The organism is Kitasatospora sp. NPDC087271 (genome assembly GCF_044744605.1).
GTDB lineage: Bacteria > Actinomycetota > Actinomycetes > Streptomycetales > Streptomycetaceae > Kitasatospora.
Genome location: NZ_JBIUYQ010000001.1, coordinates 17,863 through 38,393, shown reverse-complemented (window position 1 = coordinate 38,393; position 20,531 = coordinate 17,863). Strand labels below are relative to the sequence as shown.

General features: G+C 72.7%; 16 protein-coding genes. 9 read left to right on the top strand and 7 right to left on the bottom strand.

Annotated elements, in window-relative coordinates; translation table 11 throughout:
- Nucleotides 1–12 precede the first annotated feature (12 nt).
- On the top strand, nucleotides 13–720 hold the full coding sequence (locus tag ACIO9K_RS00165; RefSeq protein WP_400325503.1) for a spermidine synthase: 708 nt from the start codon (nucleotides 13–15) through the stop codon (nucleotides 718–720).
- A gap of 140 nt (nucleotides 721–860) precedes the next feature.
- Here ACIO9K_RS00165 and ACIO9K_RS00160 read toward each other — a convergent pair whose 3' ends face one another.
- The 3 genes from ACIO9K_RS00160 to ACIO9K_RS00150 form a co-directional block, all read right to left on the bottom strand.
- Nucleotides 861–2,573 carry a hypothetical protein gene (locus ACIO9K_RS00160; protein WP_400325501.1) on the bottom strand — a complete coding sequence of 571 codons (1,713 nt, stop codon included), beginning with the start codon at nucleotides 2,571–2,573 and terminating at the stop codon, nucleotides 861–863.
- A gap of 129 nt (nucleotides 2,574–2,702) precedes the next feature.
- A complete protein-coding gene (locus tag ACIO9K_RS00155) occupies nucleotides 2,703–3,608 on the bottom strand; it encodes a TetR/AcrR family transcriptional regulator (RefSeq protein ID WP_400325498.1) in 906 nt (301 codons plus the stop codon).
- Between the two features lie 33 nt (nucleotides 3,609–3,641).
- On the bottom strand, nucleotides 3,642–4,151 hold the full coding sequence (locus ACIO9K_RS00150) for an NUDIX hydrolase (protein ID WP_400325495.1): 510 nt from the start codon (nucleotides 4,149–4,151) through the stop codon (nucleotides 3,642–3,644).
- A gap of 157 nt (nucleotides 4,152–4,308) precedes the next feature.
- Between ACIO9K_RS00150 and ACIO9K_RS00145 the strand changes: the two genes are divergently transcribed.
- Entirely contained in the window at nucleotides 4,309–5,532 is a 1,224-nt protein-coding gene (locus tag ACIO9K_RS00145) for a serine hydrolase domain-containing protein (protein WP_400325492.1), read from the top strand.
- Between the two features lie 22 nt (nucleotides 5,533–5,554).
- Here the strand turns inward: ACIO9K_RS00145 and ACIO9K_RS00140 are convergent, their stop codons facing one another.
- From ACIO9K_RS00140 to ACIO9K_RS00130, 3 genes are all read right to left on the bottom strand, one after another.
- Nucleotides 5,555–5,878, bottom strand: a complete 324-nt coding sequence (locus ACIO9K_RS00140) for a nuclear transport factor 2 family protein (protein WP_363377241.1) — start codon at nucleotides 5,876–5,878, stop codon at nucleotides 5,555–5,557.
- A gap of 248 nt (nucleotides 5,879–6,126) precedes the next feature.
- On the bottom strand, nucleotides 6,127–7,650 hold the full coding sequence (locus ACIO9K_RS00135; protein WP_400325489.1) for an aldehyde dehydrogenase family protein: 1,524 nt from the start codon (nucleotides 7,648–7,650) through the stop codon (nucleotides 6,127–6,129).
- Between the two features lie 269 nt (nucleotides 7,651–7,919).
- Complete coding sequence (locus tag ACIO9K_RS00130; protein ID WP_350875605.1) at nucleotides 7,920–8,867, bottom strand: terpene cyclase; 948 nt, start codon at nucleotides 8,865–8,867, stop codon at nucleotides 7,920–7,922.
- Nucleotides 8,868–9,190: 323 nt separating this feature from the next.
- Between ACIO9K_RS00130 and ACIO9K_RS00125 the strand changes: the two genes are divergently transcribed.
- Nucleotides 9,191–12,202, top strand: coding sequence for an ATP-binding protein (locus ACIO9K_RS00125; RefSeq protein WP_400325486.1), 3,012 nt, complete (start codon nucleotides 9,191–9,193; stop codon nucleotides 12,200–12,202).
- A 181-nt stretch (nucleotides 12,203–12,383) separates the two neighbouring features.
- Nucleotides 12,384–13,448 carry an aldose epimerase family protein gene (locus ACIO9K_RS00120; protein ID WP_400325483.1) on the top strand — a complete coding sequence of 355 codons (1,065 nt, stop codon included), beginning with the start codon at nucleotides 12,384–12,386 and terminating at the stop codon, nucleotides 13,446–13,448.
- On the opposite strand, the gene ACIO9K_RS00115 is transcribed toward ACIO9K_RS00120, so the two are convergent.
- Nucleotides 13,441–14,064 carry a GNAT family N-acetyltransferase gene (locus tag ACIO9K_RS00115; protein ID WP_400325480.1) on the bottom strand — a complete coding sequence of 208 codons (624 nt, stop codon included), beginning with the start codon at nucleotides 14,062–14,064 and terminating at the stop codon, nucleotides 13,441–13,443. The genes ACIO9K_RS00120 and ACIO9K_RS00115 overlap by 8 nt on opposite strands.
- 309 nt (nucleotides 14,065–14,373) lie before the next feature.
- Between ACIO9K_RS00115 and ACIO9K_RS00110 the strand changes: the two genes are divergently transcribed.
- The 5 genes from ACIO9K_RS00110 (at nucleotide 14,374) to ACIO9K_RS00090 (ending at nucleotide 20,509) form a co-directional block, all read left to right on the top strand.
- A complete protein-coding gene (locus tag ACIO9K_RS00110; RefSeq protein ID WP_063350123.1) occupies nucleotides 14,374–15,651 on the top strand; it encodes an extracellular solute-binding protein in 1,278 nt (425 codons plus the stop codon).
- Between the two features lie 109 nt (nucleotides 15,652–15,760).
- Entirely contained in the window at nucleotides 15,761–16,762 is a 1,002-nt protein-coding gene (locus tag ACIO9K_RS00105; RefSeq protein ID WP_363616967.1) for a sugar ABC transporter permease, read from the top strand.
- A 40-nt stretch (nucleotides 16,763–16,802) separates the two neighbouring features.
- Nucleotides 16,803–17,708 (top strand): carbohydrate ABC transporter permease, encoded by a 906-nt coding sequence (locus ACIO9K_RS00100; protein WP_363585891.1) that lies wholly within the window; start codon nucleotides 16,803–16,805, stop codon nucleotides 17,706–17,708.
- Between the two features lie 37 nt (nucleotides 17,709–17,745).
- Entirely contained in the window at nucleotides 17,746–19,464 is a 1,719-nt protein-coding gene (locus ACIO9K_RS00095) for a glycoside hydrolase family 13 protein (RefSeq protein ID WP_400325475.1), read from the top strand.
- A 25-nt stretch (nucleotides 19,465–19,489) separates the two neighbouring features.
- The gene (locus ACIO9K_RS00090; protein ID WP_208869121.1) at nucleotides 19,490–20,509 is read left to right on the top strand and encodes a LacI family DNA-binding transcriptional regulator; all 1,020 of its coding nucleotides are present in this window, start codon (nucleotides 19,490–19,492) and stop codon (nucleotides 20,507–20,509) included.
- Nucleotides 20,510–20,531: the final 22 nt, after the last annotated feature.

Below are 20,531 nucleotides of genomic sequence, written 5' to 3'. Positions count from 1 at the left end.
TGAGGAAGCCGCATGTCCACCGCACTGCCCGAACGGGACGCTCACGAGGCCGTCGTCACGCTCGACCGGCGGGACGGCCCGTTCGGCGAGGTGGTACTGCGCCGGCGCGGTCGGCACTTCGAGATCATCGCCAACGGCTGCTTCCTGATGGACACCGCCGACGGCCGCTCCGAACGCCTGCTGATCCAGGCGGCGCTGGACGAACTGGACCGCACCGGCGCCCCCGCGGAGCCCTCGGTGCTGATCGGAGGCCTCGGCGTCGGCTTCTCGCTGGCGTACGCGGCGGCCGAGCCGCGCTGGCGGCGGATCGCCATCGTCGAGCGCGAGAGCGCCATCATCGACTGGCACCGGAGCGGGCCGCTCGGCGCCTTCTCCGGCGGCGCGCTGGAGGACCAGCGGGTCCAGGTCCTCCACACCGACCTGCTGGAGTACCTGGCGGCGGCCGACGGCGAGCGCTACGACGCGCTGTGCCTCGACATCGACAACGGCCCGGACTGGACCGTCACCGACTCCAACGCCGGGCTGTACGGCGCCGACGGGCTCGCGGTGCTCTGGCACCGGCTGCAGCCGGGCGGGGTGCTGGCGGTGTGGAGCGCGCAGCCCTCCGCGGACTTCGAGGAGGCACTGCGGGCGGCGGGCTTCTCCGACGTCGTCACGCACGAGATCCCGGTCAGCCGCGGCGTGCCGGACGTGGTCCACCTGGCCCGGCGCGCCGGCTGACGGCGTAGGGCCTCCCAACCTTCCTGTCGCGTCCGGGCGTTGTCCGCAGCGGCGGTCAACTACCGGCTTTCGGCGTCGCGTTGTCGCGGCCTCCTGTCGATCCTGCGGTTGGATCCTGGCGGAGGGGCAGTGGTCGGGGCTCAGCCGAACGGCCTGGTCTCCGGGCCCGAAGCCTCCGCCGCGTCGGTCTCCGTCGCTTCGTCCGGGGTGGACGGGAGGCTTTCCGGGGCGAAGGGGTTGAAGTCCGGCGGGGGCACCATGACCGGCGTGCCCTTCCGCGGGGCGTCCTGCGCGGGAGCAGCCTGCGCGGGAACGGCCGGCGGTGCGGAGGGCGGCGGCGGGACGGCCGGGCCCTGCGCCGCGAGCGTGGTGCCGAACGGGTCCGACTGGTCGGCCGTCACCGTGCCGAACGGGTCGGTGGCCGGGGCGGCGGCCGCCGGGGACGTGTCCGGGGTGGACGGGAGGCTTTCCGGGGCGAAGGGGTTGAAGTCCGGCGGGGGCACCATGACCGGCGTGCCCTTCCGCCTGGCCGGCGCCGCCTGTGGCTCGGCGTCGGCCGGGGAGGCCTCCGTGACGGGCGCGAACGGGTCGAAGTCCTCGGGCGGGAGCTGCGCCGGCACCTTCTCCGGCTCCTTCTCGACGGGAGCGGGAGCGGCAGCAGGCGTGGCGGGTACGGGCGCGCGCACGGCGCCGGACACCTCCCCGTCCCAGCCGAACTGAACGCTCTTCAGCAGCTCCGCGAACGCCTGCGTGTACAGGTCCCAGTCCTCCGGCTGCGCCGTGGACAGTTGCACGCAGAGCACGGTGCCGCCGTCCGGCAGCGGGACGAAGGCCTCGACCGCCGAGGTGACCACCCAGCGCCGCTGCCCGCCGGCGGACAGCGGCCTCGGCACCGGGACGGTCCGTCCCTCGACCAGGACGGCGGCCGGCCCGGCCGGCAGCAGGACCGTCCACACCTCGGCGTGCCGCCGGACGGTGGCGAGCTCGGTGGCGAGCGCGGTGATCGGCAGCGGGTGCCGGGCGAGCGAGACGACCAGGGCGGCGTCGGAGGCCCGGCCGTCCACGTCCAGCGCGCAGACGCCGGCGTAGACCGTGCCGGCGTCGTGGACCAGGTCGGCGAGGGTGGCGGAGATGACCGCGAAGTCGCGGCGCCGATCCGGACCGTCACCGCTGAACAGTTCCTCGGCGACCTCGGCCAGATGCCCGGTCAGTTCCTCGGCGGCCGCGGCGGTGGCCGGGTCGACGCCGTCCGCCCCGCCCGCCGGCGCGGGCACCGTACGGGAGCAGACCCCGGCCGGACCACCGGGGGAGGTCAGCGGGTGGAAGCCGGGCGGGACCACCAGCCGAACCTCGGCGCCCGCGCCGGTGGCCAGTTCGACCGGCTGGCGGGTCTGCTGCCCGGCGGCCAGCGCGGCCAGCGCCGGGGCGAACGGAGGGCGCAGCTTGGGGTCGGCGAATTCGCCGGTGACCGGCAGTTGGAACAGCGCGGCCGAGGTGGTGCCCCGGTCGGCGATCGCGCCGCGCACCGCCCCGCCGCCGTAGCGGGTGTGGAGGGCGGCGGTCACCCGGTCGGCGACCCGGGCGCCGGTACCGGGGCGGGCCGTGCCGGCGGTGAGCACCGTGCCGAGCCGGTCCACGGTCGCGTGCACCGGGCCGTTCGGGGCCAGCGGGAGGCCGAACAGCGCCTCGGAGGCGGGGTGTTCGGCCGGACGCAGGGCGCTGAGAGAGGCCGCCGGATGCCGGGAGGTGCGCTCGTCGAAGAGGGCGTCGGTGAGCGTGCCGAGGGTCGCGCAGACCTGCTCCGCCGCCGCGAAGGGATTGGCCTCCGCGCTGAACTGGACGTCCTGGGTCAACTGTTGAGCCCCCCGCTCTGCTGCGTCTGCGGTCCGCTGGTTCGGGTGGGTCCGCGCGCGCCGTGGCGGCGTGCCGTCGGATCCGTGCTCATTCCTATCAGAGCCCGCTGTCGGGACCGAACCGGCGGATCACCCGATGGGAGCCGCGGCCGTTTCGCCCGTGGCCTGCGGGGACGTTTCGCCGGACGGTGCGGTGGCGAGCGCGGTGACCGCCTCGGCGATCCCGGGGACGGCGAACAGTCCGGCGAGCTCCCGCACCAGGCGCCCGGTCGGGCCGTCAGGACGCTCGTCCGCGAAGAACGAGGCGAGTTCGGCGGCGAGCGCCGGCTCCCGGGCGGCGGTGAGGGTGAGGGAGGCGACGAACTCCTGCACCAGGTGCAGCTGCAGGTCCTCCAGCGGCACCGAGCGTTCGGCCAGCCACTCCAGCGAGGTGATCTCGGCGTTGGCGATCCAGGCCCGGACGGTCAGCCGCAGCCCGGGGCTCGGCGCGGGGATCGCCAGGTGGGAGAGGATCTGGTCGTGGGCGGCCCGCCGCACCTCGTCGATCACCGCCGAGGTGCCCGCGCTGGCCGCCACCGAGCCACCGCGCAGCAGCGCCGCGAAGCCGGGCCCGTGGCTCTGCACGAAGTCCAGGTAGCGGCCCATCACCCGGTACAGCCGCTCGGACAGCGGCCCGTCGGCGGCCTCCTCGAAGCGCGCCGAGAGCTCCCGCCCGGCCCGCCGCAGCGACTCCTCGTACAGCGTCTGCTTGCCGGGGAAGTAGTGGTACACCAGCGGCCGGGAGGCCCCCGCGGCGGCGGCGATGTCGTCGATCGACACCTCCTCCGGCGGGCGGCGGCTGAACAGCTCCAGCGCGACGGCGATCAGCTGTTCGCGCCGCTCGTCCACGCTGAGCCTGCGGCGCGGCCGCTCACCGGCAGCCGCCCGGGCCGGTGCCCGGTCCGGCGCCTGGCCCGCCGCCCGGGCCGGTGCCTGCTCCGGGGCGGGGGTCCGTGCAGCGCGGGCGGCCGTCGGCGACGGCGTACGGGAGGCCATGCGCGCCACCCTATCCGCCGTCCGGGGCGGGGCCTATGCGGCGTGGAGGTCCAGGTAACGGCGGTAGGCCTCGCGGCCGTCGGGGACGAAGTGGTCGCGGGCGAGGCGGTCGGCGAGCTCGGCGGGGGTGAGCCAGGCGTGCCAGGCGACCTCGGACTCCTGCGGCTGGACCGGGCCGTCCCACTCGGCCTCGTACACGTCGCTCCACCAGGAGAGCCCGTCCTGCCGGAAGAGGAACTTGAAGAGCGGACGCGGGCTGATCCCGTGCACGCCGAGCTCCTCCTCGGCCTCGCGGACGGCGGCCTCGGCGTACGTCTCGCCGGAGCCGACCACGCCGCCGACGAACATGTCGTACGCGCCGGGGGCGAACAGCTTGGTGCCGGTGCGGCGGTGGACGAAGATCCGCCCGGCCGGGTCGCGGACCAGGATGAAGACGCACCGGTGGGTGAGCCCCTGCCGGTACACCTCCCCGCGCAGCGCCGTCCCGATCACCCGGTCGTGCTCGTCGACGACGTCCAGCAGTTCTTCGGCAGGGTTGGTCATGACGGACAGGTTAGGGTTTCGGGGCCCGCTTCGAACGCTTTTCGAGTGCGATCCGAGCTCGATTCGCATGTGATGCGCAATGTGATTCGCGTGCGATTCGTGTGCGATCCGACGCGGGCGGGAACGCAGGAACCGGACAGGCTGAGGGCGGCGCGCGGTGGTGGAGATCTGGGGCGAGACGGCCGAGGGGTTCGAGCCCGTACGGGAGGCCTTCGCGCGGAACTTCCGCGAGTACGGAGAACTGGGCGCGGCCTTCGCGCTGTACGTGCGCGGCCGAAAGGTGGTCGACCTGTGGGGCGGTGACGCCCGGCCCGAGGTCGGCGGGCGGCCCGCGCCGGCGGTGCCCTGGACGGCGGACACCGCCCAGGTGCTGCGCTCGGTCACCAAGGGCCTGACCGCGGCCACCGCGCTGCTGCTGGCCGAGCGCGGCCTGCTCGACCTGGACGCCCCGGTGGCCTCCTGCTGGTCCGAGTTCGCGCAGGCCGGCAAGGGCGGGGTGCCGGTGCGCTGGCTGCTGTCGCACCAGGCTGGGGTGCCCGCGCTGGACGTGCCGCTGCGGCTGGAGGACGTGCTGACCTGGGAGCGCGCGGCGGCCGCGGTGGCCGCGCAGGCGCCCGCCTGGGAACCGGGCACCGCGCACGGCTACCACCCGTACACCTTCGGCTGGCTGGTCGGCGAGGTGGTGCGGCGGGTGAGCGGGCGCACGATCGGCCAGTACTTCGCCGAGGAGATCGCCCGGCCGCTCGGGCTGGACCTGTGGATCGGGCTGCCGGCCGGGGCCGCGCCGAGGGTCGGCCGACTGGTCGACCTGCCCGCCCCGGAGGCGGCCCGGACCGGGCCGAGCGGGCTGCGACTGCGACCCAAGCAGTCCGTCCGGGACGCCTACCAGGACCCGGCCTCGCTGACCGCGCGGTCCTTCGCCTCGGTGCGCCCCGGGGTGGACCTCAACGACCCGGCGGTGCAGGCCGCCGAGATCCCCGGCGCGGGGGGCATCGGCACCGCCCGCTCACTGGCCCGGTTCTACGCGGCGCTGATCGGCGCCGCCGACCGCCCGGACGGCTCCGGCGCGCTGCTGCCGCCGCTGCTCGGGCCCGGGGTGCTGACCCGCGCGGCCGGGCCCGAGGTGAGCGGGCCGGACCGGGTGCTGATCGTCAACTCCACTTTCGGCCTGGGCTTCTGGCGGCACGGCCCGACCGCGCCGATGGCCTCCCCGGCGAGCTTCGGCCACCCCGGCCGGGGCGGTTCGCTGGGCTTCGCCGACCCGGAGCTCGGGCTGGGCTTCGGCTACGTCACCAACGGCATGCAGCCGGGTGTCACCGGCGACATCCGCTCGCGCAACCTGATCCGTGCGGTGCGGGGGTGCCTGGGGCTGTCCGGGTAGCGGCGGGCCCGGTCCCGAGCCGTCAGGCCTGGCCGGTCTCGAAGCGGGTGATCTTGGGGCCGGTGAGGGTGAAGCGCCAGGCGGTGCGCATCTCGCCCCAGGTGTCGTTGGTGAAGTTGGCGATCAGCGCGTGGCCGCCGTCCGATTCGGTCTGGACGTCCATCCGGCCGCGGACGGTGAAGATCTCCTTGTCGATCCACTGGGGCAGGTCGCGGTCGGAGCCGTCGTCGGACATGGTCGCGTCCGGGGTGAGGGTGGCCAGGAAGGCGTCGCGGTCGCCCGCGTTGACCGCGGCGACGAAGGCGCGCACGGTGGGGTCGGAGAGCTTGGCGGGGGAGATGGTCATCGGGACTCCCGGGGGTGAGGGACGGGGAGTCCTGTTTACGGCGTTCGCCGGGTGTGTTCGGGCATGTCGGCGGCGCGTCGAGAAAATCGCGCATTCATGTGCTTAGATCCCGAAATGGGCGTTTTGCCCTACGGAGGGTTGCGCGGCGTGGACGTCCCAACGGGCGTTCGCGGTGCGGCCACGGGGAGTGGCGGCGGAGCGGGAGGCCGGGACCGGTCTCCCGCTCCGTGTTTCGTGAAGGCCGTGGCCTAGAAGAGGCCGACCGCGTCCGGGGAGTAGCTGACCAGCAGGTTCTTGGTCTGCTGGTAGTGCTCCAGCAGCGCCTTGTGGTTCTCCCGGCCGATGCCGGAGTTCTTGTAGCCGCCGAAGGCCGCGTGGGCGGGGTAGGCGTGGAAGCAGTTGGTCCACACCCGGCCGGCCTGGATGGCGCGCCCGGCACGGTGGGCGGTGTTGAGGTCGCGGGTCCAGACGCCCGCGCCGAGCCCGTACTGGGTGTCGTTGGCGAGGCTGATCGCCTCGGCGAAGTCCTCGAAGCGGGTGACCGAGACGACCGGGCCGAAGATCTCCTCCTGGAAGACCCGCATGCTGTTGACGCCCTCGAACACCGTCGGCGTCACGTAGTACCCGCCGGCCAGGGCGCCGCCGAGGTCGGCCCGCTCGCCGCCGGCCAGCAGCTTGGCGCCCTCGGCCTGGCCGATCTCGAAGTAGGAGAGGACCTTCTTCAGCTGTTCGGCGCTGGCCTGCGCGCCGACCTGGGTCTCGGTGTCCAGCGGGTCGCCCTGGCGCATCGCGCGCACCCGCTCCAGGCCGTCGGCGAGCAGCCGCTCGTAGACCGAGGACTGGATCAGCGCCCGGCTGGGACAGGTGCACACCTCGCCCTGGTTGAGGGCGAACATCGCGAAGCCCTCGACCGCCTTGTCGTAGAAGGCGTCCGAGGCGTCGGCGACGTCCGCGAAGAACAGGTTGGGGCTCTTGCCGCCGAGTTCCAGCGAGACCGGGATCAGGTTGTCGCTGGCGTAGCGGGCGATCAGCCGGCCGGTGGTGGTCTCGCCGGTGAAGGCGATCTTGCGGATGCGGTTGCTGGAGGCCAGCGGGGCGCCGGCCTCCTCGCCGAAGCCGGTGACGATGTTGACCACACCGGGCGGCAGCAGGTCGGCGGTCAGCTCGGCCCACAGCAGCACCGAGGCCGGGGTCTGCTCGGCGGGCTTGAGCACCACCGCGTTGCCGGCCGCGAGCGCCGGGGCGAGCTTCCAGAGCGCCATCAGGATCGGGAAGTTCCACGGGATGATCTGGCCGACCACGCCCAGCGGCTCGTGGAAGTGGTACGCCACGGTGTCCTCGTCCAGCTGGGACAGGCCGCCCTCCTGGGCGCGCAGCGCGCCCGCGAAGTAGCGCAGGTGGTCGACCGCGAGCGGGAGGTCGGCGGCCAGCGTCTCGCGCACCGGCTTGCCGTTCTCCCAGCTCTCCGCGACGGCCAGCCGCTCCAGGTTCGCCTCCATCCGGTCGGCGATCCGCAGCAGCACCTGGGCCCGCTCGGCGGGCGGGGTGCGCCCCCAGCCGGGGGCGGCGGCGTGGGCCGCGTCCAGCGCGGCCTCGATGTCCTCGGCGGTGCCGCGGGCGACTTCGGTGAACACCTCGCCGGTGACCGGGGTCGGGTCGCCGAAGTACTCGCCGCGCGCCGGCGGGGTCCAGTCGCCGCCGATCCAGTGCTCGTACCGGGAGCGGTAGGCGACGATGCTGCCGGGCGTGCCGGGGGGCTGGTAGACCGTCATGCTCTGGTGTCTCCTCGCGACGTCGGGCGCCGCCCGGACCGGGTGGCGGGGGCGGCGCGCCGGGCCGCGCCCGGCGCGGGGCGGCCCGGCGGGAGGGTGCGGACACGCAATTCGGGGCGGATGCCCGCCGGGGCGTCCGCCGTCGAGCACGATAGCCGCCCGGCGCGGGGCGCGGCTACGGTCCGTGCGCCCGGCCCGTACGGAGGGTGCGCGTTCCGGCTGTCGCGCGGGGGCGCGCACCGTGTCTCCGCGCTCCGGTCGGGACGGTGTCAGACCGCGTGGTAGCGGCCGGTGCGGGACTCCCAGTACAGGTAGCCGGCGAGCCAGGTGACCAGCCCGTCCGCGTACCGCTGGGCGATCGTCCGTTCGACCCGGGAGAGCCCCAACTCCCGGTAGACGTCCGGCAGTCGGCCGTGCAGGTCCCGGCAGCGCTCGACCATCAGCTGCGCCTCCTCCAGCACCACCGCGCAGGCCTCCTCGGCCGAGCAGCGGCGCTCGCGCTGGACGATCATCACCAGGTTGTTGACGTCGCCGCGCGGGGCCTCCAGCGGGAACGACCGGACGTCGTTGCTGAGCGAGGGGATGTCGGCGGCCAGCTGGCGCAGTTGACGCAGCACCGGGTGGTGCAGGACGGCGGCGGGGACCTCGAACTGGCCGAGGCGTTCGACCATGTCGAAGATGGTCTCCATCGCCGCGGTGCCTCGTCTGAGCACCAGGTAGCCGTCGCGGTCGGGTGGCCGGGTGGAGATGCGGCCGGCGGCCTCGGCGGGGTGACTGGCCAGGTACCACTCCCAGTTGTACGCGGCGCGGGCCTGCCATCGGGCGGGCATGCCGCGCACGCTGCGGTCCCAGAGGTCGGCGAAGGCGGTCTCGACCGGCGAGTCCTGGTCGGGGCGGGCGCCGTGCAGGACGGCGATCAGCCGCTCGCAGATGGGGGCGACCTCCGTCGGGCGGCGGCCGAGCGGGCCGTCGAACTGGTCGTCGAAGAGGAAGTAGAAGCCCATCAGGTCGGCGGCGAGGGAGAGTTCGTCCGGGCCGGTGTCGGGGTAGCCGAGGGCGGCGAGGTCGACCACCTCCCAGTGGGCGTACCCGGGGTGGTCGACGTCGGGGAGCAGCGGGTGGCGGACCAGCCAGTCACGGTGCAGTGCGGTGGCCTGCGGGCCGTGCGGGCTGCGGCGGTGCGGGAACGGAATCTGAAGTGAGGTGTCGTCAGACATCGGACTCCCGGTGCGGCGAAGGGTGGGGGCACTAGTGGTTCGAACGCTCGGTGTGGGGGGAGTTGACGCGGCGAGGCTTCCGGGGAGAGGGTGGTAGCGAAAGATCATCTTCGCCTCGCGGGCCGTAGGGTATCTGATGTAATGATCGGACGTTAGGGGTATAGGGCAATTGCCCTTGGCAAGGCGTCCGAACCCTCACCGTCCGCCCCAGCCTGCGCGAATGCCCCACAGCGAGTGCCACGCAGCGCTAACCTCGGCTCCACGGGCAGTGATGCGAGCAGCGACACGGGCTGTGACGCGAGTGGCGAGGCGGAGGCACGACGGTGACCGAGCAGGACAACGAACTTCGGACGGGATCAGGTTCCGGCCGGGACGGCGACAGCACCTCGCCGAGGGTCAGGCTGCGCGACCGCGACGCCGAACTGCGCTCCGTCGAAACGGCCGTCGACAAACTCTGCTGCGAATTCGCGGCCGGCGGCACCGAGATCGGCGAACTGCTCGCCTTCTCCGGCCGCCCCGGCATCGGCAAGACCAGCCTGCTGCACGAGGTCCGACGGGTCGCCAAACTCCGCGACCGCGCCACCGTGTTGTTCGCCCGCGGCGGCGAACGCCAGTTCAACGAGCCCTACCACGTGCTGCGCCAGCTCCTCCAACCCCTCCTCACCAGCCTGGAGCCCGACGAGTTCCGCCAGGTCATGGGCACCTGGGAGGAGGTCGTCGGACCGGCCATGGGCCTCAAGCGGCCCAAGGCCGGCGCCCGCCGCCTCGACCCCCAGGGCGTGCGCGACGGCCTCGACTACGTCCTCACCCAACTCGCGCCGCGCCGGGCCCCGCTGGTCATGATCGTCGACGACCTGCACTGGGGCGACCACGAGTCGCTCTCCTGGCTCACCCAGTTCGCCGTCCGCTCCCGCGAACTGCCCGTCCTGCTCGTCTTCGCCTTCCGCGAGGACGAGAGCGACTGGCCGACCGAGATCCAGCAGCACCGCAAGGCCGTCCTCGGCCTCGCCACCAGCAAGCACGAGCTCAACCGGCTCTCGCTGGTCTCCGTCACCGACATGATCCGCGCCGAGCTCGGCGACAAGGCCGAGGACGCCTTCTGCTACGAGTTCTGGAACGTCGTCAACGGCAACCCCTTCGAAGCCGTCGCCCTGCTCGACCAGGTCCGCGACCAGGACCTCGAACCGGTCGAGGAGAACTCCCAACAACTGCGCGAACTCGCCGTCGACGCCACCGGAATGACCCTCAAGAGCTGGATCGACCGGCTCGGCTCCGGCACCCTGCGCTTCGCCTGGGCCTGCGCGATGCTCGGCACCGACATCCGGGTCGACCTCGCCACCCGGATCTGCGCCCAGACCACCGAGGGCGCCCGCGAAGCCATCAAGCAGCTGCGCAAGCAGCGCGTGCTCACCCAGACCCCCAACGGCAACCTGGAGTTCGTCCACCCGCTGATCGGCAGCTCGATCTACAACACCATGCCGGAGGCCACCCGCACCGGCATGCACGGCGTCGCCGCCGCCGAGATCGAGAACGCCGGACTCGGCCTGCTCGCCGCCTCCCGCCACCTCGTCGAGACCTTCTCCGGCGAGGGCGACGACAAGACCGTCCGCAAACTGCGCCGGGCCGCCGTCGAACACCTGCTGATCGGCGCCCCCGAAGCCGCCCAGCGCTGCCTGCACCGAGCCCTCAACGAACCCCCGGCCGACGACATCCGCGCCGAGGTGCTGTACGAACTGGGCTGCTCCGCGCTGCTCACCGACCCCGTCGCCACCGTCAACCAGCTCAAGCTCGCCCTCGACCCCGACGAGGGGCCGCTGCGCCCCGAACTGCGGGTCGACGCCACCTTCCGGCTCTCCGAGGTGCTCGCACACAGCGGCGAACTGCGCCAGGCCGCGGTGGTCTGCCAGGACGAGGCCGAGCAGACCGCCGACCCGGCCGGCCGACTCCGGCTCCAGGCCGCCTCGTTCATGTGGCACGCCTTCCGCAAGTCCGAGGACGACGGGCCCGGCCGCTCCACCCGGCTCGGCCTCATGTGCGACGGCCTCAGCACCCGCGACGCCGCCGACCGGGCCGTCCTCGCGATGCGCGCCTGGGACCTCACCCTGCGCGGCGCCCCCTCCGCCGAGGCGCTGACCTACGCCGACTCGGTCCTCGACGCAGGCCGACTGCCCAAGGGACTCGGCTGGACCAACAGCACCTGGGGCTTCGAACTGCCCTCCATGCTCGGCCTCACCTACACCTACAACGACCGCATCGCCCAGGCCGAGCGGCTGTTCGCGGACGCCATCATCCAGTTCGAGGTCGCCGGGTGGAGCGGTGCCCACCGGGGCTTCGCGTACTTCCTGATGGGCCTCGCCCGCTTCCGCCGCGGCCTGCTCGCCGAGGCCGAGGACTTCCTGCGCCGCGCGCTGCGACTGTCCGAGCGGATCGGCCCCAAGCTGCCGCTCGCCTGGGACGCCGTCGGCGTCCTGGTGGACACCCTGCTCGCCCGCGGCCGGACCGAGGAGGCCTGGGAACTCGCCGTCAAGTTCGGCTTCCACCCGCCGTACCACGCGACCGCGATGGTGCTGCCCGACGCGCCCTCGCTGTACGGCAAGCTGCTGATCGCCAAGAAGCGCTACGCCGGGGCGGCCGCCGCACTCACCGAGGCCGGCGCCCAACTGGAGGCCCGAGGCTGGCGCAACACCGTCTGGGCGCCCTGGGCCGGCCACCTCGCCATCGCGATCGCGGCCGACGAGCCCGACCGGGCCCGCGAGTACGCCCACAAGGCCGTCCAGGACGCCCGCACCTTCGGCACCGCCTCGGCGATCGGCACCGCGCTGCGGCTGAACGCCCAGATCGAGGACGGCCAGCAGGCGGTCGAGCTGCTGGAGCAGGCCGTGATGCACCTCGGCCAGTCGCCGGCCGGGTACGAGCACGCCGTCGCGCTGGTCGACCTCGGCGCCGCGCTGCGCCGGGTCGGGCGGCTGGAGGACGCGCAGGAGTACCTGTACCAGGGCATCGAACTGGCCCAGCACTGCTCGGCCGAGGGGCTGGTCGACCAGGCGCGGCGGGAGCTGGCCAACTACGGCCTGCGGCCCAACCGGCTGGGGCTGCGCGACTTCCGGGAGACGCTCAGCCAGCCCGAGTGGGAGGTCGCCAACCTCGCGGTGCAGGGCGTGCCGCCGCAGCGCATCGCCGACGAGCTCGGCGTGCACCTCAGCCTGGTCAACCGTCGACTGGCCGCGGTCTACCGCAAGGCGGGCAGCGGGCCGGACGGCCTGGCCTCCGCCCTCGGGCTGCCGACGCAGCCGCGCGGGGCCACCCGGCCGGGGGCGGAGTCCGAGGAGGAGTAGCCGTGGCGGCCCGGGCGTGCGGGCGGCGGGCGCCCGGGCGGCGCGCGGAGGCACGGGAGCGCTCCCGGGGCGGTCGCCGTCGCTAGGCTGACGCAGACGTGGGGTCGCCGTGGCGACCCCCTGGACGGACCCGGAACCGGGGCGGTCACGGCACCCCGCGACCGCCAGTGAGGAGCAGGCCATGGCGAGCGAGGCCACCAGCGTGCGGCACGAACCCCTCGACCCCTCGGGCGCGGGCGCCGCGATCGAGCGCTGGACGCTCTCCGCCGGCCCGTACGAGGCGAGCGTGCTCACCCTCGGCGCCACCCTGCACACCCTCACCGGCCCGGACCGCGCCGGGCGCCCCGCCCAACTGCTGCTCTCCACCGACCAGCTGACGCAGATCCTCGGCCCGGCCCGGCACTACGGCACCGTGGTCGGCCGGTACGCCAACCGGATCGACGGCTCCAGGATCACCATCGACGGCGAGGAGCACCCGCTCGCCCCGACCGGTGGCGGCATCACCATCCACGGCGGGCCGGACGGCTTCGCGCAGCGGATCTGGGAGGCCGAGGGGATCGAGGGCGGGGTGCGGCTGCGGCTGCACAGCCCGGACGGCGACCAGGGCTTCCCCGGCGCACTGGACGTCACCGTCTCCTACACCCTGGACCCGGCCGGCGAGCTGGTGATCGCCTACCGCGCCGTCACCAGCAAGCCGACCGTGGTCAACCTGACCAACCACGCGTACTTCAACCTTGCGGGTGAAGGGAACGGCGACGTCCTCGGCCACCTGCTCACCCTCGACGCCGACGCCTACACCCCGGCCGACGAGCGGCAGATCCCCTACGGGCGGACCGAACCGGTGGCCGGCACGCCGTTCGACTTCACGGTGGCCACGCCGATCGGCAAGTCGGTGCACGACGACCACCCGCAGCTGGCCGGGCCCGGCGGCTACGACCACAACTGGGTGCTCCGGGCCCGGCCGGCCGACGGCGGCCCGGCCCGGGCGGCGCTGCTGGAGGACCCGGTCAGCGGGCGCACCCTGGAGGTGCTGACCACCGAGCCGGGCGTCCAGGTCTACACGGCCAACAAGTTCCAGGGGGCGGTCACCGGCGCGAGCGGCGTCCCGTACGGGCCGTTCGCCGGGATCGCGCTGGAGACCCAGCACTTCCCGGACTCCCCGAACCACCCGGCGTTCCCGAGCACCGTGCTGCGGTCGGGGGAGGAGTTCCGCTCGACCACCGTGCTGCGGCTGGGCGTCAGCTGAGCGCTCCGGGCGCGTCCGGGGTGAGGTCCCGCTGGGGGGCCTGCCGGGGGTCCCGTGCGAGGTCCCGGCGCATGCAGAGCCGGGGCCAGCGGTCGAGACCGTGCTCGGCCTCCTTGCGGCGGATCTCCCGCAGGCCCGGGGTGAGCTCGTGGTCGGCGAGCGGGCGGAAGCCGCAGCGGGCGTAGTAGGGGGCGTTCCAGGGGACGTCGGCGAAAGTGGTGAGGGTGAGCGCGGGGGCGTCGGTGCCGGCCGCGAGGTGTTCGATCAGCGCCCGGCCGATGCCCCGGCGGGCGTGGTCGGGGTGGACCGACACCTGTTCGATGTGCAGGGCGCCGTCCACCGGCTCGGCGAGCAGGTAGCCGGCGATCGGACCGGGACCGGGCTGCTGGGGCAGGTCGGCCGCGTCGGGCAGGTCGGTCCCGTGGGGCAGGTCGGTCGCGTCGGGGACGGCGACCAGGGCGACGCCCGCGTCCAGGTAGTGGGCCAGCTCGTGCGGGGCCGGTGGTTCGTCGTCGGCGATCTCCGGCATGCCGATCGCGGCGAAGGGGGCCCCGGCGGCCCGCTCCAGTTCGCACAGCAGCGGTAGTTCGTCCCTCATGGCGGCTCTGATACGCATGCGTTCAGTCTGCTGCAAGCGGTTTTCGGCCAGGGATGGTGGTGCTCTCGGCCATCCGGTACCGGCTCGAAACGGGCGAACCCGGACATTTGGTCGCACTGTCAACTACCGTGCGGCTACGCCCAGGACACGTGGGCGTAACGATCGCCATTTCTTGCAGAAACTTGCTGCAAGGACTTTCCGTCGCTATTGCACCGCTGTTAACTTCCTTCCGAGCCCGACGGCAGCAACGGTGCAGTCGGCACGAGGCAGCCATTATGCGCCTGTCTCCGAAGATCTCGGGCACCCCCACCCTCCCAAGGAGTTCTCATGCGGCGTGGCATCGCGGCCTCTGCCCTCGTTGTGGCCCTCGCGGTCTCGATGGCTGCCTGTGGCAGCAGCGGCTCCAGCTCAAACGGCAAGGCCGACGGGCCGGTCACCCTCACCTACTGGGACACCTCGAACGCCACCAACGAGGCGCCGAACTACCAGGAGCTGGTCAAGAAGTTCGAGGCCGCCAACCCGAACGTCAAGGTCGACTTCGTCAACGTCCCGTTCGACCAGGCGCAGAACAAGCTCCAGACCGCCATGGGGGCCAAGGGCGCTCCGGACGTGTTCCGCTCCGAGGTCGGCTGGACCGCCGCCTTCGCCAAGGCCGGCTACCTGGAGCCGCTCGACGGCACCCCGGCCGTCGCCGACACCTCCGCCTTCCAGCCCAGCCTGATCCAGCAGGCCAAGTTCGACGGCAAGCTGTACGGCGTGCCGCTGGTCACCGACACCCTGGGCCTGCTCTACAACAAGGAGCTGTTCGCCAAGGCCGGCATCACCGACGCCCCCAAGACCTGGGACGAGCTGAAGACCGACGCCGCCGCGCTCAAGGACAAGGCCGGTGTCGACGGCTTCTGGCTGAAGGCCGCGGACGGCTACTACGCGATGCCGTTCCTGTTCGGCGAGGGCACCGACACCGTCGACGCCGCCGGCAAGAAGATCACCGTCACCTCGCCGGAGGCCGTCAAGGCCATCGAGACCTACAAGACGATGTTCACCGCGCCCGGCATGGCCAAGGCCGACGTCACCACCGACGCCTACGCGCACATGATGGACGCCTTCAACAACGGCAAGGTCGCGGCCATCGTCCAGGGCCCGTGGGAGATCACCAACATCTACAAGGGCGCCGCGTTCGCCGACAAGAACAACCTCGGCATCGCGCCCGTCCCGGCGGGCTCCAGCGGCAAGTCCGGTGCGCCCACCGGCGGGCACAACATCTCCGTCTACGCCGGTGCCGACCAGGCCCACAAGGCCGCCGCCGAGAAGTTCGCCGCCTTCATGACCTCGGCGGAGAGCCAGGCGTTCATCGCGCAGAAGAACTCCACCCTGCCGACCCGCTCCGACGCCTTCACCGCCGACGTCAAGGCCGACCCCGGCATCGCCGGCTTCCAGGCCGTCCTCGGCAGCGCCAAGCCGCGCCCCGAACTGCCCGAGTACAGCTCGCTGTTCTCCTCGCTCGGCACCAACCTGGGCAAGGCCGTCCAGGGCACCGGCACCCAGGACGCGCTGAACACCGTCGCCACCGACTACGCCAAGCTGCTGCCGGGCTTCGCCAAGTAGTCGCCGTCGGCCGTCCGGGCCGCCGCCGCTCTCGCGGCGGCGGCCACCCGGCGGGCCCGGCGGCCGGACCCGCTCTCCCCGAGACTTCCCCCCGAGAAGGTGTCAATCGATGTCAGTCGCCGTGCAGGGCGCCACCGGCAAGGGCAGCCCGGAGCGCGAGCAGCGTCCGGGCCTGCTGGAACGCGTCAAGCGCTCCTACGCCAAGCACTGGTACGCCTACGCGATGATCGCCCCCGTGGTGCTGGTCCTCGGTGCGCTGGTGCTCTACCCGCTGGTCCAGGGCCTCTGGCTCACCCTGACCGACGCCAACAGCCTCAACGTCGCCCGCAAGATCGGCGTCAACGAGATCCCGGCCAGCTACGACTTCGTCGGCTTCCACAACTACGCCGACATCCTGTGGGGCCCCGGCTCGTACGACCGCTTCTGGTCCCACTTCGTCTGGACCATCGCCTGGACGGCCATCTGCGTCTGCCTGCACTACACCCTCGGCCTGGGCCTCGCCCTGCTGCTCAACAAGAAGCTGCGCGGCCGCGCCGTCTACCGGATGCTGCTCATCCTGCCCTGGGCCGTGCCGACCTTCGTCACCGTCTTCTCCTGGCGACTGATGCTGTCCGACGGCGGTGTCGTCAACAGCATGCTCGCCTTCCTCCACCTGCCCGAACCCGGTTGGCTCACCGACCCGTGGGCGCAGAAGTCCGCCGCGATCCTGGTCAACACCTGGGCCGGCGTGCCGTTCATGATGATCTCGCTGCTCGGCGGCCTGCAGTCGATCCCGGCCGAGCTGTACGAGGCCGCCGAGATGGACGGCGCCACGCCGTGGCAGCGCTTCCGGTACGTCACCCTGCCCGGGCTGCGGGCCGTCTCCTCCACCGTCGTCCTGCTCGGCGTGATCTGGACGTTCAACCAGTTCAACGTCATCTTCCTGCTCTTCGGCACCGGTGCGCCCGACGCCCAGCTGCTGGTCACCTGGGCCTACCGCCTCGGCTTCGGCCAGATCCCCCGGGACTACGCGCAGTCCGCCGCCTACGGCGTGATCCTGCTGTCCATCCTGATCGTCTTCACCGCCTTCTACCGGCGCTGGCTCGCCCGCAACGAGCAGGCCAACGGCTGAGGCCCCGGACCCAGTTGACCCACGAAGGCAGGTACCCCCGATGAGCACCACCACCGAACTCCCCACCCCCGCGACGACCGTGGCCCCGGCCGCCCGGCCGGCCAAGGTCCGCCGGCGCGGTGAGAGCAGCCTGCTGGCCAGGGCGCTGTCCCACGGCACCCTGATCGTGGCCGGCCTGATCGCGCTGTTCCCGGTGGCGTGGATCCTCTTCGTCTCGCTCGGCCCGGACAAGACCGACTACCTCCACCCCGGCGCGATCCTCGACAAGCTCACGCTGTCGAACTACCACCACGTGCTGTTCGACACGGACTTCTTCACCTGGTTCGGCAACGCCCTGCTGGTCTCCGGCGTCACCACCGTGTTCGGCGTCCTGGTCGCCGCCACCACCGGCTACGCCGTCTCCCGGATGCGCTTCCCCGGCCACCGGCCGCTGATGTGGTCGCTGCTGGTCACCCAGATGTTCCCGATCGCGGTGCTGATCGTGCCGATGTACACGATGCTCTCCGACCTCGGCCTGCTGGACAGCTACCTGGGCCTGATCCTGGTCTACTCGACCACCACCGTGCCGTACTGCGCGTGGCTGCTGAAGGGCTACTTCGACACCATCCCGGTGGAGATCGACGAGGCCGGCCGGGTCGACGGGCTCAGCCCGTTCGGCACCTTCTGGCGGCTGGTGCTGCCGCTCGCCCGCCCGGGCCTGGCGGTGGCCGCCTTCTACTCCTTCCTCACGTACTGGGCCGAGGTGCCGTTCGCCTCCACCTTCATGCTCAGCTCCGACAAGTACACGCTGGCCGTGGGCCTGCAGACCTTCGTCAGCGAGCACGACGCCCAGTGGAACCTGATGGCCGCGACCGCCGTGCTGATCGCGATCCCGTCGGCAGCCTTCTTCTACCTGGTGCAGCGCCACCTGGTCACCGGTCTGACAGCCGGTGCCTCCAAGTCGTAACGCTCCTCGCTCCTCTAGTCCCCAAGGGATACCGTCCATGACCCAGAACCTGGCCGACACCTCCCGGCCTGCCGCCGACGCCGCCGCCCACGAGGCGGTCACCCCGGCTCCTGCGACTGGCGGCGCGTCCAGAGGCTGGTGGCGGGACGCGGTCATCTACCAGGTGTACCCGCGCAGCTTCGCCGACTCCAACGGCGACGGCATGGGTGACCTGCCCGGCATCCGCAGCCGCCTGCCGTACCTGCGCGACCTCGGCGTGGACGCGGTCTGGCTCTCGCCGTTCTACGCCTCGCCGCAGGCGGACGCGGGCTACGACGTCGCCGACTACCGCGCCGTGGACCCGATGTTCGGCAGCCTGCTGGACGCCGACGCGCTCATCCGGGACGCCCACCAACTGGGGCTGCGGATCATCGTCGACCTCGTCCCGAACCACTCCTCGGACCAGCACGAGTGGTTCCAGCGCGCCCTGCGCGAGGGCCCCGAGTCCCCGCTGCGCGAGCGGTACCACTTCCGCCCCGGCAAGGGCGAGAACGGCGAACTGCCGCCCAACGACTGGGAGTCCATCTTCGGCGGCCCGGCCTGGACCCGCAGCGAGAACCCGGACGGCACCCCCGGCGACTGGTACCTGCACCTGTTCGCCCCCGAGCAGCCCGACTTCAACTGGGAGAACCGGGCCGTCGCCGACGAGTTCCGCTCGATCCTGCGGTTCTGGCTCGACATGGGCGTCGACGGCTTCCGCATCGACGTCGCCCACGGCCTGGTGAAGGCCCCCGGCCTGCCCGACCTCGGCGGCTCGGACCAGCTCAAGCTGCTCGGCAACGACGTCATGCCGTTCTTCGACCAGGACGGCGTGCACGAGATCTACCGCAGCTGGCGCAAGATCCTCGACGAGTACCCGGGCCAGCGGATCGGCGTCGCCGAGGCCTGGACCCCGACCGTCCAGCGCACCGCCAACTACGTGCGCCCCGACGAGCTGCACCAGGCATTCAACTTCCAGTACCTGGGCACTGGTTGGGACGCCGCCGCGCTGCGCGAGGTGATCGACGTCTCGCTCGACTCGATGCGCCCGGTCGACGCCCCCACCACCTGGGTGCTGTCCAACCACGACGTCACCCGGCACGCCACCCGTTTCGCCAACCCGCCCGGCCTCGGCACCCAGATCCGCACGCCCGGCGACCGCGAGCTCGGCCTGCGCCGCGCCCGCGCCGCCACCCTGCTGATGCTCGCGCTGCCCGGCTCCGCGTACATCTACCAGGGCGAGGAACTCGGTCTGCCGGACGTCACCGACCTGCCGGACGAGGTCCGCCAGGACCCGTCGTTCTTCCGCAAGGCCGGGCAGGACGGCTACCGCGACGGCTGCCGCGTCCCGATCCCGTGGTCCGGCACCGAGGCCCCGTACGGCTTCGGCCCGGTCGCCGGCGGGCCGTCCTGGCTGCCGCAGCCGGCCGAGTGGGCCGCGCTGAGCGTCGAGGCGCAGACCGGCGACCCGGCGTCCACCCTGGAGCTGTACCGCAGCGCGCTCGCCGTCCGCCGTTCCCAGGACGACCTCGGCGCCGGGACGGCCGTGGAGTGGCTGGAGGGCCCCGAGGGGACCCTGGCGTTCCGCCGCGGCTCCTTCGTCTGCACCGTCAACGCCACGGACGCGCCGGTCCGGATAGCGGCGCCCGGAAAGCTGCTGCTCTCCTCGGTGGAACTGGTGGTCGACGGCGGCGAGACGGTGCTCGCGCCGGACAGCACCGGCTGGTGGGCGGTCTGACGTGGTTGCAATAGGCTCTGGGACCGTGACTACGGCGCGACTCTCAGACATCGCGGCGCAGGCGGGGGTCAGCGAAGCCACCGTCTCCCGCGTACTCAACGGCAAGGCGAACGTCTCCGCCGCCACCCGGCAGACCGTGCTGGCGGCGCTCGACGTGCTCGGCTACGAGCGGCCGACCCGACTGCGCCAGCGCAGCGCCGGCCTGATCGGGCTGATCACGCCGGAGCTGAGCAACCCGATCTTCCCCGCACTGGCCCAGGTGATCGAGCAGGTGCTCAGCCGGCACGGGTACACCCCGGTGCTGTGCACCCAGACGCCGGGCGGGTCCACCGAGGACGAACTGGTCGAGATGCTGGTCGACCGGGGCGTGGCGGGCATCGTCTTCGTCTCCGGGCTGCACGCCGACTCCACCGCCGACCACGACCGCTACGCCCGGCTGACCGGGCGAGGGGTGCCGTTCGTGCTGATCAACGGCTACAGCGAGCGGATCGACGCGCCGTTCATCTCGCCGGACGACCGGGCCGCGATGTGGATGGCCGTCCAGCACCTGGCCGAACTCGGGCACGAGCGGATCGGGCTGGCGGTCGGGCAGCGGCGGTACGTGCCGGTGCTGCGCAAGATCGAGGGCTTCACGGCGGCGATGCGCGAGGTGCTGGGACGGAGCCAGGAGGAGGCCGAGGAACTCGTCCACCACACGCTGTTCAGCGTGGAGGGCGGGCACGCGGCGGCCGGCGCGCTGCTGGACAAGGGCTGCACGGCGATCGTCTGCGGCAGCGACATGATGGCGCTCGGGGCGATCCGGGCGGTGCGGCAGCGTGGGCTGTCGGTGCCGCACGACGTCTCGGTGGTCGGCTTCGACGACTCGCCGCTGATCGCCTTCACCGAGCCGCCGTTGACCACGATCCGCCAGCCGGTCGAGGCGATGGCGACCGCGGCGGTGGACGCGCTGCTGGAGGAGGTCGGCGGAAACGCCGTCCAGCGCGGGGAGTTCATGTTCCAGCCGGAGCTGGTCATGCGCGGGTCCACGGGGGCCTGCGCGCGCTGAGGACGGTCAACGGACGGGCCCC